Origin of the sequence: Streptomyces sp. NPDC059900, from assembly GCF_050270335.1 — a bacterium.
Lineage (GTDB): Bacteria > Actinomycetota > Actinomycetes > Streptomycetales > Streptomycetaceae > Streptomyces.
In genome coordinates this window covers 1-14,599 of record NZ_JBNNJZ010000054.1, presented here as the reverse complement: position 1 = coordinate 14,599, position 14,599 = coordinate 1, and the positions used below count along the sequence as shown (strand labels likewise).

Below are 14,599 nucleotides of genomic sequence, written 5' to 3'. Positions count from 1 at the left end.
GCCGCCATGGGACTGAATGAGTGGGCGTACGCGCTCTCTAAATCGCTGCTGGCCGAACCGCTGCCGCGTAGGTGGGCGCACTCCCTGGGAGTCGCCGAGCGTGCCCGCTCCTTGGGCTCGATCCTGGGAGACGATGCGGAGCTGCTGGAAGCAGCCGCCGTACTGCACGACATCGGATACTCGCCGCAAATCGCTGTCACTGGCTTCCACCCGCTTGATGGGGCTCGGTTTCTCCGGGATGAGGAGCAGGCGAACGAGCGGGTGACCCGGCTCGTGGCACATCACTCCTGCGCTCTCTTGGAGGCAGATGAGCGGGGGCTCAGGCGGGAGCTGGAGACCGAGTTCGAGCTAGAGCGGCCCGACCTGGTTGACGCGCTCCTCTTCTGTGACATGACGACCACCCCGGACGGCGCGCACACCACGTCGACCAAGAGGCTCGACGAGATCGTGCAGAGGTACGGCCCAGACACCGTCGTCGGCCGCTTCATTCAGCGTGCGGCGCCCGAGATCCACGGAGCCGTGGAACGAGTGGAGGGGCGCCTCGCTCAGGCGCCCGCCGCGGATCAGCCGATGTAAGGCTCGTGGCGAGACCCGTCCAGGCCATGCTGGATACGCAGCCGCATAGACGGGTGAATATCGAGGTCATCGAGGTTCGCTGGGTCGACCCAGCGAACCTCTTTGGATTCGCTACTCGTTCGTAGTGAACCGCCCGTCGGGTGGGCGCGGAAGCAGATCGAGAACTGCTGCCGTACTTCGCCGTCGTCGTACGCGAGCACGTGCTGAGGGTCGGTGTAGAGCCCCACGATGCTGTCAATCTCGACGTTGATCCCCGTCTCTTCTACGACTTCCCGTACGGCGGTGTCACCGATGCGCTCGCCAATGTCGTGTCCGCCACCAGGGAGCGCCCACAGGTCGTTATCGGTCTTGTGGATGAGTAGGAGCTGCCCGGCATCGTTCAGGACGACTGCTGTAACCGAAGGGACAACGGAGTTGGCCTTTGGCGCGTTGGGGTCGCGGAAGTAGTCGATTCGACTCATGCGTGGAGACCTCCGCGATCAGCAGGTGAGGTGATGGGCCTAGCTGACTCCCAGACCCGTTCGATGCTCTCAGCGTAGGCATCGAACAGTTCGCCGCCAGGCACGCGTTGCAGGTGCAGCACAGGAGCCATGTACGCGCCGACCCCGTAGAGGTGGCCGTTCGCGAGCATCTCGTCATCGGCTCGGTACAGCGAGTTGTAGAGCGTCGTGCTGTGGAGGCGGAACTCAACTCCGGGCAGCCCAAAGAGCGGACTGTAGTTGATGAGCGCGTTTCGAATCTTGCCTGCCATGGCCGGCCCGATCCCCTCATCCTCGCCACGCACGGCGACGGCCGGGCAGTCCGGGTCCCCGAGCATGAAGCGGACCGAAACGCCCGCCGCTGACTTCTCCTTGACGACTCGGTGGAACGTGGCGTCCTCAGTGAGCCAGAACCCTGAGTAGACGAGTACGTCGAAGGACTGCGTTGCCTGTGCGTAGAGCTGTGGCCACAAGCGATTCGGTACGACGGATCGGTGCGGGTAGAGCTTGATCAGCTCAGCATTTCCGGCTTCGGTGACCTCGGCGGACGTTCGCTCTTCCGGCCACAGGTAGGAGACCTCGCATTGCAGGAGCGAGGCAGTTGCGTACTGGAAGCGCCGGTACGGCTTTCGGTTGGGCTCACCAATCCAACGCTCAACCGTTTTCGCCGAAACTCCAAGCCTCGCGGCTACCTGATCGAGCGTCATCCCGCTCTCGACGATCGCGCCTCGAAGCCTCTCGTTAGGCATGCCGCGAACTCTCCCCTGGTTGGGACGACTTGGGACGACTTCACCGTAGCGAAGTCGTCCGCAGGTCGTACATGTGCGAGGTCGATCGTCTTCGACTGCCGGGCCAGTCTGTAAGCACACCGACGTGAGGGACTCGCGGAACCCCAAACAGCCGAAGGGCTTGACGGCGCGAACCTCCCTCTGCATGATGAGGAACACGTAATACATGTTCCTCATCGGGGCGGTGCCCGTCTGAACCGGCGGAGCCGCACGAACCGCAGTACCCGCACCGGTCGGAAGAACTGGGTGAGCGACTTCAGTCGCTCGCCGACGGGCTGGGAGCGGAACCGCTTTGAAAACTGAACAGAGTGCCGACCCAGCCACCTGAACAGGGGCGGTCGATGGGTGCGGGCCACCACCCCGACTGACTATGTCGGGCCGGGTGGCCTGCCCGGTTCCGCCCTTCGGGGCGTGACCGGCATTGCGTGATCTGCAATCCGCAGCACCTTCGCGAGGGCTCTGCCCTCGCCTCTCACTGCCTCGACGGTCGCAAGCCTGGGTTCGACTCCTGGGCGGGGCACTGCCTCTGCCGCATCGCGGCCGGGGTTCTTCTCGCCGCGTCCCTCTCAGCAAAGGAAGCACCGTGGACCAGATCCAGCTTGACGAGATCGCCCGCCGCGTCGCCTCTGCCGCGAGGCAGTTCGCCCCGCACTGTCATCCGACCCCGGCCCAGAAGGCGGACGCTTGCTCGGTCCTGCGCGACATGATCCAGGCGACCGAGATCCACGGCGTGAAGTTCGCCGACTTCGACGCGGTCGCCGACTTCCCCCGCATGGCCATCCAGCTCGTGCAGAGCCGCGACGCCCAGCACTGAGCCCGCTCACCAACCGCTCTGACCAAAAGGGAGATCGCTATGAGCTCGCGCCTGTACTCCGGCATGACCGAAGACGAAGCCAAGTTCGCCGCCTACTCGGAAGAGCTGATCGGCTCGCCCATGCATCACGGCGAGGGGATGGAGCGGGACGACAGCCGCTACACGTGCAGCACGGGCGGCTGCGGCGCCACGGTCGACGTCGACCCCTCGGCCACGCCCCCTGGGACCAAGCGCTTCTGACCTCTCCACCGCCCCGATGGTCGCAAGGCCGGGTTCGACTCCCGGCCGGGGCACGACCGGACCGCTCCGCCGTCCGGATTCCCCTGCCGGGGTCGGCCGCCTCTCACCAAAAGACCGAGGCCGCCCCGGCTCTTCTTCCCCTTCGAGGAGTTGCCCGATGGCTTCTGTCTTCGCTGCCGTGTTCGTCGCCCTGTACGTCGCCCACAGCGTGGGGGATCACTGGGTGCAGACCTCCTGCCAGTCCGCGCACAAGGGCCGCCCCGGCTGGGTCGGCCGCCTTGCGGGTGCCCGGCACGTCGCCACCCTGACCGCCACCAAGCTCGTGCTGCTGCTGCCGGTCCTGTGGCTGCTGAACCTCACCGTGAGCCTGCCCGGCCTGGTGCTGGGTCTGGGCATCGACGCCGTCACGCACTGGTGGGCCGACCGCCGCAGCACCCTCGCCCGCCTGGCCAGGGTCACCGGCAAGGCCGAGTTCTACCGCCTCGGCGCCCCGCGCCCCGGCCGCGACGACAACCCGCACATCGGCACCGGCGCCTACGCCCTGGACCAGTCCTTCCACCACCTGTGGCTGCTGGTCGCCGCGCTCATCATCGCCACCGTCTGACCCCCCTTTCCCCTGCCGGGGCGGCTGCCTCTCACCAAAGACCGAGGCCGCCCCGGTACCTCCGTTCCTTCGAATCAGGAGTCACCCATGCGTGCCTACATCGGCCATCACGAAGTGCTGAACACGACCGAGTTCCAGGAGCTGGCACTCGGCTTCGACGGCCTGCCCGACAGCGACACCGACGTGTTCCAGGAGCTGTTCCGCGGCCCGCTGCGGCCCGAGTCCCGCGCGGAGCGTGCGGCCCGTCAGGACGTGGCCCACGAGGTCCTCGCGGAACTGCGGGAAGACGGCGAGAGCGGCGATGAGGTGGCCGCGTGGGATGCGCTGTATGCCGACGCGCTCACCCGCACCGTGCCGCTCCTGCGGGTGGCCGCCCACTCCGCCGGCACTTTCTCCGGGACGGGGGAAGCGGCATGAACCGCCTCGCCAAAACCCTGTTGGTGGCCGCGCTGGTCGGCGTGGTCGGCATGGCCTTTCGCGTGTCGTGGAACGCACTGCGCGACATCGCCAACGCGGTCGGCGCTGACGCCACGGCCGCGACGCTCTACCCGTTCGTGGTCGACGGCCTGATGGCTCTGGCCCTGGTCGCCACCCTGGTGCTCGCCGGTCGGGACCGGACCTTCGCGCTGCGCGTGCTGGGCACCTACACGGGTGCCCCGCTGGTGCTGAACTACGTGCACGGCCTGGTGCCCGATCTGCACGGCCGGACGGTCGACTGGGGGCAGTTGGCGGACTGGGACCCGGCGAACTGGGCGCTGGTGCTGCTGGCCACCTCGCTGCCGGTCGGGTCGATCTACTTCGGCTCCGATCTGGTCGCCAAGGTCCTGCACCACCGCCCCGCCCCGATCGAGCAGCCGACTGCAAATGCGGAGGAATCTGCCGAGACCATTAGGAATCGGTCTAAGGCTGACCTGCCGGTATCGACCCCGGAGCCGATCACCGCGAACCCCCTGCCGCTGCCGCGCGCGGTGGCGGTCGGCTTCCTGAAGTCGACTCTCCCGCTCAAGCAGCTTCCTGCGATCGAGTCGCCTGCGGTGCGGCCGATCGAGCCGCGCCCGCTGGCCGCGGAATCGAGTCGGCCGCGTCGGGCCACCGGCCGCGTGCCGGAAGCCGCCCGGCCGAGCCGACCCAAGCGCACGCCGGACCAACTCCTTGCCGAGGCGCGCGAGGCGACGGCCGGTTGGCCGGACGCGAAGCTGACGGGTGAGGGCATCCGGCGCGAGGTGCATACCTCGCCCGCCAACGCCCGCGTGCTGCGCGACACCCTGCGGGCCGAACGCGGTCTCAAGGCCGCGTGATGTCGGCCCGTTTCTGGGACCCGGACGGCGCGAGGTACGGCATTCCCACCTATCCGCTGCGGTGGGCTCCGCAGGGTCTTGCGACCCGCAGGCAGCTTCGGGCCGACGGTCTGCGGCCCGCTGGTCAGGACGTGGCCGCTCAGCTCATGTGGCGCTACCCGCGCGGGCTGGCGGTGGCCTACCTCTACCGCGTCGACCTGGCCCGGCCGGTCCGGCCGATGACCCCCGGCCGCTGGCGGGCGCACGAAGCGATGATGCGCGCCCGCCGCCTGTGCCCCCTATGCGCGAGGGACGCCGGATACGTCATCCGCACCTCCGTCGGTGCCTGCGAGCCGTGCGCCAAACGGTTCGGGCTCGCTGCCTGACCAGCCACACCCCTGCACACGCACTGACCTGGCACGACTTCGCTCAGCGGGGTCCGGACGGTCGGCCTGCCAAAGCGCCGTCCGGACCCCTTCCAACCCTGCGTTCGGGAAGGACGTTCAGTGAATCACGAGGACGAAAACAACCTGTTCAACCGGCTCGAAGCCGAGATGGCAACCGAGTCCGGCGGCGACGTGGTCGACCTCGACGCGGCCCGCACCGCCCGCGCCGAGTCGGCCACCCCCGACCCGGCCGGGCCGCCCACCGGGTCGGGCGACCCGGAGCGCGCGGTCATGGTCGACCAGCCGACCGCGAAAGCGGCCGGTCCGGGCTACCTGGGCCGTCTGCGGGGCGCCCACCGTCGGACGGTCGTCCCGGAGTGGCTGCGGTCCGTGGCGGAACTCAAGACCGCCGCCACCTGGGTCGCCAGCCACTACGCGCACGCCACCGGCTATCACGCGCTGCGCTCCCCGATCTACGCCGCGCGCCTGGCCCTCCAGGCCCCGGCCGGGGCGGCGAAGTTCGTGGGCGGGACGCTGCGGTGGGTCGCCGACCGCGAGGGCGAGCCGGTCCGGCTGGCTGCCGTGCGCCGAGAGGATGCGGCCGAGTACCTCAAGCTCTCGCGGCAGCGTGATGGCCGGGTGCGGCTGCGGACCCTGGTCGCCGTGCTGTCGATGTTCGTCGGGCTGGGGGCGGCGCTGGCCATCTACGTGCTCGCCCCGGCCTGGCTGCAGGCCATCTCGATCAGCGCGGTCACGATGGCGCTGGGCTTCGCGGGCCGCCGGGCGGATGACCCGGTCATCCACAAGGCGGTGGAACTGCCCAAGGCCACCAAGCTGACCAGCGACATCGTGCTGCGCGCGCTGGGGGCACTGGGGATTCCGGCAATCAACCAGGCGCAGGGCAAGGGCCGGGACGGGTTCGTGTTCACCGCCCCGATCACCCGCGACGGCCCGGGCTGGCGCGCGGAGGGCGACCTCCCGTACGGCGTGACGGTCACCGACGTGATCGAGCGCCGCGAGCGGCTCGCTTCGGGGCTGCGCCGCCCGCTGGGCTGCGTGTGGCCCGAGGCCGTGCCGGACGAGCACACCGGGCGCCTGGTGCTGTGGGTCGGCGATCAGGACATGTCGACCGCGAAGAAGCCCAAGTGGCCGCTGCTGAACAGCGGCAGCGTGAACCTGTTCAAGCCGGTCGCCTACGGCACTGACCAGCGGGGACGCTGGGTCGAGGTCACCCTGATGTACATCGCGGGGATCATCGGCGCCATCCCGCGCATGGGCAAGACGTTCCTGCTCCGCCTGCTGCTGCTGATTGCGGCACTGGATGCGCGGGCCGAGCTGCACACCTACGACATGAAGGGCACCGGCGACCTCGACCCGGTGGGCAACGCGGTCTCCCACCGGCATGCCGCCGGGGACGATGACGAGGCGATCGCGTACGTGCTGAACGACTTCCGCGCGCTGCGCGAGGAGCTGCGACGGCGCACCAAGGTGATCCGCTCGCTGCCCCGGGACATCTGCCCGGAGTCGAAGGTGACCAGCGAACTCGCTGACCGGCGCTCGCTGGGTCTGCACCCGATCGTGATCGGGGTGGATGAGTGCCAGGTGCTGTTCGAGCACCCCAAGCACAAGGACGAGTTCGAGGAGATCGCCACCGATCTGGTCAAGCGAGGTCCGGCCACCGGCATCGTGCTGTTGCTGGCCACGCAGCGGCCGGACGCCAAGGCGCTGCCCACCGGGATCTCCGCGAACGCCTCGGCCCGCTGGTGCCTGAAGGTCATGGGTCAGCTGGAGAACGACATGGTGCTGGGCACCTCCGCCTACAAGCGCGGGGTACGGGCCACCATGTTCGCCTGGGGCGACAAGGGCATCCACTACTTCGTCGGCGAGGGCTCCGATGCCCGCATCGTCGGCTCGGTCTACGTGGACGGCCCCGGCGCCGAGGCCATCGGCGCCCGTGCCCGCAAGGCACGCGAGCGGGCCGGACTGCTCTCCGGGCACGCACTGGGGGAGGAGCCGGAAGTCGCGGCGAGCGCCTATGACTTGCTGGCCGACATCCTCGCCGTGGTCACGGCCAAGGAACCCAAGCTGTGGTCCGAGACGATCGTGACCCGCCTCGCCGAACTGCGGCCCGACGTGTACGAGGGCTGGGATCCCGAGGCGCTGAACGCGGCGCTCAAGCCGCACGGCATCGCCACCGTCCAGGTGGGCCGCCGGGTGGACGGCAAGGTCGTCAACCGCCGGGGCGTCGACCGCTCCCACATCACCGCCGCGATCGCGGAGCGTGACGGAAAGCGGGACGCGGGCTGACCTCTAGGGGTCGCTAGCGCTAGCGGCACGCCCCGCTAACGTTAGCGACCCCGCTAGCGCCCCATACCTGCTCTGATCAGGCCGCTAGCGGATAGCGGCCCACCTGCGGAAACCCCTGAAACCCGCCCGGGAGGGCCCGTGATGACCCCTGCCCTGCTCACTATCACCCTGATCCTCGGCGTGACGCTCTGTTATGTCTCCGTGTGTGCTGCCTCGCCGTTCGGCAACTGCCGCAAGTGCCGCGGCATGGGCCACGCGCTCAAGACCGACCGCAAGGGACGGCCCAAGCGCGGCAAGGACTGCCGCCGCTGCAACGCCACCGGCAAGCGCATACGCATCGGCCGCTGGCTTTACAACCGCTGCGCCCGCATCCACCGCGCAGGCACCGACACCCCCGCCAAGACCAAGCCCTACTTCATTGCGAAGGGATGAGCCCGATGGCCGTCACCGTCTCCCTGGTCCTGCTCTACGGACTGATCCTGTTCTTCCTCCTGCGCGGCAAGTCCCTGGGCTACGGCTCGGCGTTCATCGCCGTGATGTTCGGGTTCTTCCTCGCTTCCACCGGCGCGGCCGGGCCCGTCAACGAACTCACCGCCGCTGTCATCAACGCCATCCCCGACCTGTGAGGGAGGACCGGTCATGAACGAACAGATCCTTGCCCGGCACTGGCTGGCCGTCATCGCGCCCAAGGCCGCGCCCGTGCTGGCCACCTCCACCGTGCTGATCCTGGCCCGCATCTGGAACGCCAACGGGGCCGAACACAGCATCGGCAACGCCGTGCTGATGACCGCGCTCGCCCTCGCCGCCGGGGCGGCCGGCACTTTCGCCTCCATCGGCGCGGCCGGTAACGCGGTCATCGCCGGGACCGCGTTCGCCGCCTCCGGCGCCCTGGCCTTCGCCGGGGTCGCCGGATACGCCGACGGGCTTTCCCTGCCGCTCCTGCTGTGGGCGCTGGCCACGGCCGCCGCCTACGGGCTCGCCGCCCGCTACTGGCGAACCGACCGCCGCGACCGCCTCGCCCACGAACGGCACACCGGCGAGCGCCGCGAGGAGCACGCCCACGTTGAGCGTGTCGAGGCGCTGCGGGCCGGGGCGCAGATCGAATCCGCCCGCGCCGGGGCCCAGTACGCCGAGCAGCTCGCCACCGCGCTGCTCGCCCGGGCAAGCCTCCCCGGTTACGACCCCGCCGCGCTCACCCGCGCGGGACTGCCCGAACTCCCCACCGCCGAAATGACCATGGAGCCCTGAGCCATGTTCGAGATCCGAATCATCTGCCCGTCTGGCGACGCCGCGCTCATCACTCGCGCGCTGTCCGAGGCCTTCGTTATTGGTCCTGTGCTTGAGCGTGAGGCCCCTTCGGCAGACAAGGTCCGGCTGTCCATGACCGCCGATCACCGGTCTGAAGTTGATCCGTGGCCCACTCCAGAACAGGCCTACGCGGACGCACCCAGCATCGTCCGCGAGATCGGCTGGGTTTCCCGCAACGCACGCACCGTGGCCACGGGCGAGCACCGCCTCACCGAGACCGAGTTCGCTGAACTGGAGCGGGAGTACTACCTGCGCAAGGCCGCAGTCCTGGACCGCATCTCGCTCCAGGACGACCCTGCCATCCCATCCACCGGGGCCGCGGAGGTTGCCGATGCCGCCGCTCTCTACCTGATGGACCGCGACGGAGCAGGCCACATCGACCCGCGCCACTACGTGCGGCGTGAGTACGCCGCGTGGGCCAAGAACCAGTAGCTGTGCCCGAGGCGGTCGCCTCTCACCAAAAGACCGCGACCGCCTCGGCTCTCCGTCCCTTCGAGAGAAACAGGAGAACCCCCAGCATGACACCTGCCCCCACCTCCGCGCTGCTGTCCGCGGCGCTTCAGGCCACTTCCCGCGGCTGGTACGTCTTCCCCCTGCGCCCCGGCGACAAGCGGCCCGCCCTGCACGGCGAGACCCGCTGCCCCGGCACCGGCGAATGCGCCGACGTGCACCGCAAGTTCGAGCAGCGCGCCACCCGCGATCCCGGCCGCATCCACAGCGCGTGGACGATGCGCCCGTTCAACATCGGCATTGCCACGGGCCCGTCGGGGCTAGTCGTCGTCGATCTCGACATGCCCAAGGCGAAGGACCCGAAGGGCACGCCTAGCGGCGTGAGGACCTTTGCGGCGCTCTGCGAGCGCGCCGGACAGACCGTCCCGGCCACCTACCGGGTGCGGACTGCCAGCGGCGGTCAGCACCTGTACTTCACCGCCCCCGCCGGGGCACGCCTGCACAACACGAAGGAGACCCTGGCGCCCAAGGTCGACACCCGTGCGTGGGGCGGCTACGTCGTCGCTCCCGGCAGTACCACGCCCAACGGCACCTACGCGGTCCTGGATGCCGCGCCGGTACTGCCGTTGCCCGGCTGGCTCCAAGACGCTCTCACGCCCCGCCAGCTGCCCGCAGGCCCCCTCGTGCTGCACGGGCCCCGCCATGGCACCCGATGCGCACAGGTCGCTCTGGAGCGCGAGCGCGCTGCGATCGAGGCGGCGCCGGAGGGCAAGCGCGAGGAGACCCTGTTCAAGGCCGCGCGCGCCATGGGCCGCTTCGTGGCCTGGGGCGACATCCCCCGCCACACGGTGGAGGAGGCTTTTCAGCTCTCGGGTGAGTCCACCGGTCTGCCGGCCTCCCAGTGCCGCTCGACCCTGCGCAGCGCACTGAACTGGGCCATCCGCACATGCCAGCCCCGGAGGACGGCATGAGCCCCGGTGGGCCCCCCCCCCGGAAAAGCCCACCCCACACCCCCCCAACCCCGCGCGCCCCCCCCCCCCCCGCAGGCCCCCCCGCCGATGGCGCGGCGAAGGTCGCCGCCCGCAAGGGCGCCCTTTCAGCACTTCGCTCTGACCCGCAGGAGGGGAGGACACCGTGAGCACACAGCCTGTGGACACCGACCTGTGGACCGGACAGGACCCCACCGAAGAACCAGCCCCCACCGAGGCCGTGTGGGAAGAGCCCATCCCGCTCACCGGTCGGCGCGAGCTGCCCGCCTTCCCCGCGCACGTCTTCCCCGCCTGGCTGGGGCAGTTCGTGACGGCGGTCGCGCAGGAGACCCAGACGCCCATCGACCTGGCGAGCTCCGTGGCTCTGTCGGTGCTGGCCACCGCATCCGGCGGGCGCGCGGTCGTGCACGTGCGGGGCAACTGGCGCGAGCCCACCAACCTCTACGTGGTGTGCGCGCTGCCCCCGGCCAACCGCAAGTCCGCTGTCTTCTCCCTGCTGACCGACCCGCTGTACGAGGCCGAGAAGCAGCTCAAGACTGCGATGGCCCCGGCCATCGTCGAGGCGGCCATGACCGCGCGGCTGGCCAAGGAAGCGGCCGACAAGGTCGCGGCCAAGGCCGTCAACGCCGAGGGCGGCAAGCGCGAGGAACTCGTGGCCGAGGCGATCGGCCTGGCACAGACCGCCGAGGCGGTGTCCGTGCCCGTCGAACCGTTGCTCCTGGCGGACGATTCCACCTCCGAGACGGTCACCTCGCTCATCGCTGAGCAGGGCGGGCGGCTCGCCGTGATGTCGGCCGAGGGCGGCATCTTCGACATCATCGCCGGACGCTACTCCGGTGCCCCGAACATGGAGGTGTTCCTCAAGGGCCATGCCGGGGACCGGCTCCGGGTGAACCGGCAGACCCGCCGCGAGTACATCGACCACCCCGCGCTCACCATCGGCCTGGCCGTCCAGCCCGACGTGCTGCGCGACATCGCCAAGGTCAAGGGGTTCGACGGCCGCGGGCTGCTGGCCCGCTTCCTGTACTCGCTGCCTGCCTCCCTGGTGGGACACCGTGAGGTCATCACCGAGCCCATCCCGGCCGAGGCCGTCGCTACCTACGAGCGCAACATCATCGCCCTCACGCTGTCCCTGGCGGAATGGACCGACCCGGCCGTCATCCAGCTCAGCCCCGAGGCAGACCAAGCCCTTATCGCCTACCAACAGCGCGTGGAGCCCCAACTCGCCGCCCGCGGGGGAGCGCTGGGGCACATTGCCAACTGGGCCGGAAAGGTCGCCGGAGCGGTCGCCCGTATGGCCGCTCTCCTGCACCTGGCCGAGCACCTCGACACCGGCCACACCAAGCCGGTCACCGAGGCCACCATGCGCAACGCGATCACGCTGGGGGAGTACTTCACCGCTCACGCGCTCGCCGTCTTCGACGTCATGGGCGCCGACCCCACCGTGGGCCGCGCCCGCGCCCTGCTCGAAGCGCTGCGCGCAGGGGGCTGGGAGGACGTCAGCCGACGGGACCTGTTCACCAAGCTGTCCCGCAGCGAGTTCCCCAACGTCGCCGATCTCGAACCAGCCGCCGCACTGCTCGAAGAGCACGGATACCTCCGGGCCTACCAACCCCAGCGCACCGGAGGCCGCGGACGACCGCCCGCACCCCGCTACCGCCTCCACCCCGCCCTGCGGGAGGTCGCGTGACGGCCCGCAGCCGCACGAACCCGCCCGCACAAACCGCAAAATCAGCAATATCCCTCGGCATGTCCGCTGACCTGCGGCGGGGCCTCGCACCTCTCGCAACGAGGCCCCACCGCACAATCCCGCAATATTCCGCAAAAATCCGGGACCGGATCACCGCCCCGTGCTGTCTGGGCTGCGCCCGTGATTTTTGCGGAATATCGCGCATTTTTGCGGGACGCCGTTACCGCCACCTGCGCATCGCATCGCCGCAGGTCATCGGCTATCTCCGCTGTTTGTGCGGATTCTGCGGTTTGTGCGGCGGCACTCGCTCAGGAAGCCATCTCCAGGCGGCGATCGCGCGACTGTCGCTCGCCACAGGAAGGACGTCATGAGGAAGTACCTGACGACCGCGGAAGTCGCCGAGCGCTACCGGACGTCGCCGTCGACCGTCCGGTATTGGCGCTACGCCGGAACGGGCCCGCAGTGCTTCATCAGGCGCGGTCGACACGTTCTGTACGACGCCGAAGCGCTCGACAAGTTCGACGCTGAAGAGATCGGCGGCCGATGCGCAGCATGACCCGAAACGACACCGAACCTAACGAGGGGACAGGCCACTTCAGCGTCGCCTCGGCCTGTTCTGGGAGGAGGAGAACTGATGGCTGACGTGTACGACCGCTGGCACCTGTCCCGCCCGCCGGCCGACGCCGAGCCGTGCGAAGCGCACAGCACCAAGACTGCAACCGTGTACCCGAGCAGAGACCACGGTGTCGGGAAGCGCTGGCAGGTGCGCTACCGGGATCTGTCCGGCAAGCAGTGCAAGGAGAACTTCGAGAAGAGGACGGCCGCGGAATCACGGGCAGCAAAGGTGAGGACCGAACTCGACAGCGGCACGTTCGTGAACCGGGAGCTTGGCAAGCAGAAGTTCCGGGTCGTCGCTGAGCGCTGGCAGGAGACGGCCGTACATCGCGAGCGGACCGTAGCGAATGTCGAGAGGGCCCTACGGCTGCACGTCTACCCGACATTCGGCAACCGGCAGATCGGCAGCATCCAGCGAGCAGACGGCCAGAAGTGGATCAAAGATCGGTCCGCGTTCATCGCCCCGTCGACCTTTGCGACGCCCTGGAATGTCTGCACGAGCATCCTGAAGATGGCTCACCAGGAAGGCGTCATCCCGAAGTACCCGTGGGAGGGGCTGAAGCCGCCCGAGATTTTCTATCCGGAGATTCACCCGCTCCACCCGGATGCCGCGAAGGCGCTGATCGTTACGGCATCACCCCGCTACCGGGCACTGGTGAAGCAGGCCGCTTCCACGGGGCTACGGCAAGGCGAGCTGCTCGGTCTGGAGGACGAGGAGCCGGGCGAGGCCGTAACGGTGAAGCAGCAGTTGCTCGGTCCCGACAAGGGGGTGCCGTACATCGGAGAGCCGAAGACCAAGCAGAGCCACAGGGTGGTTCCTCAAGGGCCCTCTGTCATCGCCGAGATCACGCGGCACCGCGACCAATTCCCGGCGCAGGTCGTGCGTATCGAGGACCGGTCGAACCCGCGCAAGCCCGTCTGGCGAAACGCGCGCTTGCTGTACACCAATGAGCACGGCGGTGCGATCAGGCGCAGCGTCTGGACGAGGGTTTGGGCCCGCAACGTCAAACGGGCGAACGCCTACCTGGAGGAGTCCGGCAGCAAGGTGCGGGTGCCCGCGGACACAACGCTTCACGACCTGCGCCACTTCTACGCGTCGGTTCTGATCAAGAACGGGGCGACGCCGAAGCAGGTTCAGAAGCGACTCGGTCACGCCAAGCCATCGATCACGCTCAACGTCTACACCCATCTCTGGGAGGCAGACGTCGACGAGACGGCCGACATGATGGAAGCGGTCCTCAACTGAGTGCCCTCAAAGTGCCCTGAGAGGCAGGGGAGGAGCCGACTTCCCAGGTCAGGAAGTCGGCTCGTACACCCTGTGCGGGGGAGCTGCCCCTTCGGCATGCCGCTACCGGCTCATTCCGATCTCAGCTCCCGGCTGCCGGCCCGGTTCTTCGCGATGTTCCGTGTCTTATTGGTGCGGGCCGACTCGGCGACCACGGCGAGTACCGCGGGCGAGACCGCCCCCTCGGCGAGGTGGCGCTGCATCCAATCGGTGACCTCCGCCAACTCCTCCGGTGTCGGCACGTGGCCGTCCTTGACGGACAGGTGCAGCAGCCAGTCGTGGATGCGGCGGCGGATGAACTCGCGGTGCCCCTCGGCCGCGAGCCGGTCGATCTCCGGCAGCAGTGCCTGCGACCACTGCCGGAACTCGTCAGGACCGGTCACCTTCCTCGCGATCTCGTCCACGAGGGCGACGACCGCCGTCTTGGACCCCATGTCGTTGGGATCGCGCAGGATCGTGGCCACGATCGCGCGGTCCCGCTCGCGGCTCTGCCAGGCGGCGATCGCCGAGACGACGCGAAGGTACGCGGCCGTTCGGGCGTGGTCGTCCGCGACGGCCTCGTCGACGTCCACGTCGAGGATGCCGGCCTCCGCCAGCAACTCGGCCACATCGGAACGCAATGTCATCGCTTCATCCCTTCTTGCAGGCTTTCGCGGCTTCCTTCTCGGCCTTGACTCGCTCTGCTTCCAGCATCGTGGCCTGATTTCGCCGGCCGAGCTTCCTGACGGCGGTCCTGATCTGCGGCTTGAAGTGGTCCACGGCTTGCTGCTGCTTGCGTGAGAGCTCCGGTT

19 protein-coding genes are annotated in these 14,599 nt (G+C 69.0%); 16 read left to right on the top strand and 3 right to left on the bottom strand.

The annotated features are described in order from the left end of the window. Nucleotides 1–6 precede the first annotated feature (6 nt). On the top strand, nucleotides 7–576 hold the full coding sequence (locus ACQKIP_RS11230) for an HD domain-containing protein (protein WP_365852055.1): 570 nt from the start codon (nucleotides 7–9) through the stop codon (nucleotides 574–576). Here the strand turns inward: ACQKIP_RS11230 and ACQKIP_RS11225 are convergent. Together ACQKIP_RS11225 and ACQKIP_RS11220 are read right to left on the bottom strand one after the other, a co-directional pair. Further along, nucleotides 564–1,037: an NUDIX hydrolase gene (locus ACQKIP_RS11225; protein WP_365852057.1), complete on the bottom strand. Its 474-nt coding sequence runs from the start codon at nucleotides 1,035–1,037 to the stop codon at nucleotides 564–566. The genes ACQKIP_RS11230 and ACQKIP_RS11225 overlap by 13 nt on opposite strands. Then, nucleotides 1,034–1,804: a helix-turn-helix domain-containing protein gene (locus tag ACQKIP_RS11220; RefSeq protein ID WP_365852059.1), complete on the bottom strand. Its 771-nt coding sequence runs from the start codon at nucleotides 1,802–1,804 to the stop codon at nucleotides 1,034–1,036. Before ACQKIP_RS11220 ends, ACQKIP_RS11225 begins: the two co-directional genes overlap by 4 nt. Before the next feature lie 622 nt (nucleotides 1,805–2,426). Between ACQKIP_RS11220 and ACQKIP_RS11215 the strand changes: the two genes are divergently transcribed. From ACQKIP_RS11215 to ACQKIP_RS11145, 15 genes are all read left to right on the top strand, one after another. After that, nucleotides 2,427–2,657: a hypothetical protein gene (locus ACQKIP_RS11215; protein WP_365852061.1), complete on the top strand. Its 231-nt coding sequence runs from the start codon at nucleotides 2,427–2,429 to the stop codon at nucleotides 2,655–2,657. A gap of 39 nt (nucleotides 2,658–2,696) precedes the next feature. Next, nucleotides 2,697–2,897: a hypothetical protein gene (locus tag ACQKIP_RS11210; RefSeq protein WP_365852063.1), complete on the top strand. Its 201-nt coding sequence runs from the start codon at nucleotides 2,697–2,699 to the stop codon at nucleotides 2,895–2,897. Nucleotides 2,898–3,054: 157 nt separating this feature from the next. After that, the gene (locus ACQKIP_RS11205) at nucleotides 3,055–3,501 is read left to right on the top strand and encodes a transcriptional regulator (protein ID WP_365852066.1); all 447 of its coding nucleotides are present in this window, start codon (nucleotides 3,055–3,057) and stop codon (nucleotides 3,499–3,501) included. Between the two features lie 87 nt (nucleotides 3,502–3,588). Then, entirely contained in the window at nucleotides 3,589–3,918 is a 330-nt protein-coding gene (locus tag ACQKIP_RS11200) for a hypothetical protein (RefSeq protein ID WP_365852068.1), read from the top strand. Next, nucleotides 3,915–4,799, top strand: coding sequence for a DUF2637 domain-containing protein (locus ACQKIP_RS11195; RefSeq protein WP_427742838.1), 885 nt, complete (start codon nucleotides 3,915–3,917; stop codon nucleotides 4,797–4,799). Before ACQKIP_RS11200 ends, ACQKIP_RS11195 begins: the two co-directional genes overlap by 4 nt. Next, nucleotides 4,799–5,164: an RRQRL motif-containing zinc-binding protein gene (locus ACQKIP_RS11190; RefSeq protein WP_365852072.1), complete on the top strand. Its 366-nt coding sequence runs from the start codon at nucleotides 4,799–4,801 to the stop codon at nucleotides 5,162–5,164. The genes ACQKIP_RS11195 and ACQKIP_RS11190 overlap by 1 nt, the downstream gene beginning before the upstream one ends. 120 nt (nucleotides 5,165–5,284) lie before the next feature. Further along, on the top strand, nucleotides 5,285–7,471 hold the full coding sequence (locus ACQKIP_RS11185; protein WP_365852074.1) for a cell division protein FtsK: 2,187 nt from the start codon (nucleotides 5,285–5,287) through the stop codon (nucleotides 7,469–7,471). Between the two features lie 141 nt (nucleotides 7,472–7,612). Beyond that, nucleotides 7,613–7,903: a hypothetical protein gene (locus tag ACQKIP_RS11180; RefSeq protein ID WP_365852076.1), complete on the top strand. Its 291-nt coding sequence runs from the start codon at nucleotides 7,613–7,615 to the stop codon at nucleotides 7,901–7,903. Nucleotides 7,904–7,908: 5 nt separating this feature from the next. Beyond that, a complete protein-coding gene (locus ACQKIP_RS11175; RefSeq protein WP_365852078.1) occupies nucleotides 7,909–8,097 on the top strand; it encodes a hypothetical protein in 189 nt (62 codons plus the stop codon). Between the two features lie 13 nt (nucleotides 8,098–8,110). Next, entirely contained in the window at nucleotides 8,111–8,719 is a 609-nt protein-coding gene (locus tag ACQKIP_RS11170) for a hypothetical protein (RefSeq protein WP_365852080.1), read from the top strand. Between the two features lie 3 nt (nucleotides 8,720–8,722). Then, the gene (locus ACQKIP_RS11165; protein WP_365852082.1) at nucleotides 8,723–9,211 is read left to right on the top strand and encodes a hypothetical protein; all 489 of its coding nucleotides are present in this window, start codon (nucleotides 8,723–8,725) and stop codon (nucleotides 9,209–9,211) included. 86 nt (nucleotides 9,212–9,297) lie between these two features. Continuing rightward, nucleotides 9,298–10,200, top strand: coding sequence for a bifunctional DNA primase/polymerase (locus ACQKIP_RS11160; protein WP_365852084.1), 903 nt, complete (start codon nucleotides 9,298–9,300; stop codon nucleotides 10,198–10,200). Between the two features lie 163 nt (nucleotides 10,201–10,363). Next, nucleotides 10,364–11,908 carry a YfjI family protein gene (locus ACQKIP_RS11155; RefSeq protein ID WP_427742835.1) on the top strand — a complete coding sequence of 515 codons (1,545 nt, stop codon included), beginning with the start codon at nucleotides 10,364–10,366 and terminating at the stop codon, nucleotides 11,906–11,908. A gap of 367 nt (nucleotides 11,909–12,275) precedes the next feature. Continuing rightward, complete coding sequence (locus ACQKIP_RS11150) at nucleotides 12,276–12,464, top strand: helix-turn-helix domain-containing protein (protein ID WP_365852086.1); 189 nt, start codon at nucleotides 12,276–12,278, stop codon at nucleotides 12,462–12,464. Nucleotides 12,465–12,542: 78 nt separating this feature from the next. Then, complete coding sequence (locus ACQKIP_RS11145; protein WP_365852088.1) at nucleotides 12,543–13,769, top strand: tyrosine-type recombinase/integrase; 1,227 nt, start codon at nucleotides 12,543–12,545, stop codon at nucleotides 13,767–13,769. 110 nt (nucleotides 13,770–13,879) lie between these two features. On the opposite strand, the gene ACQKIP_RS11140 is transcribed toward ACQKIP_RS11145, so the two are convergent. After that, nucleotides 13,880–14,434, bottom strand: a complete 555-nt coding sequence (locus tag ACQKIP_RS11140; protein ID WP_365852090.1) for a hypothetical protein — start codon at nucleotides 14,432–14,434, stop codon at nucleotides 13,880–13,882. Nucleotides 14,435–14,599 lie beyond the last annotated feature (165 nt).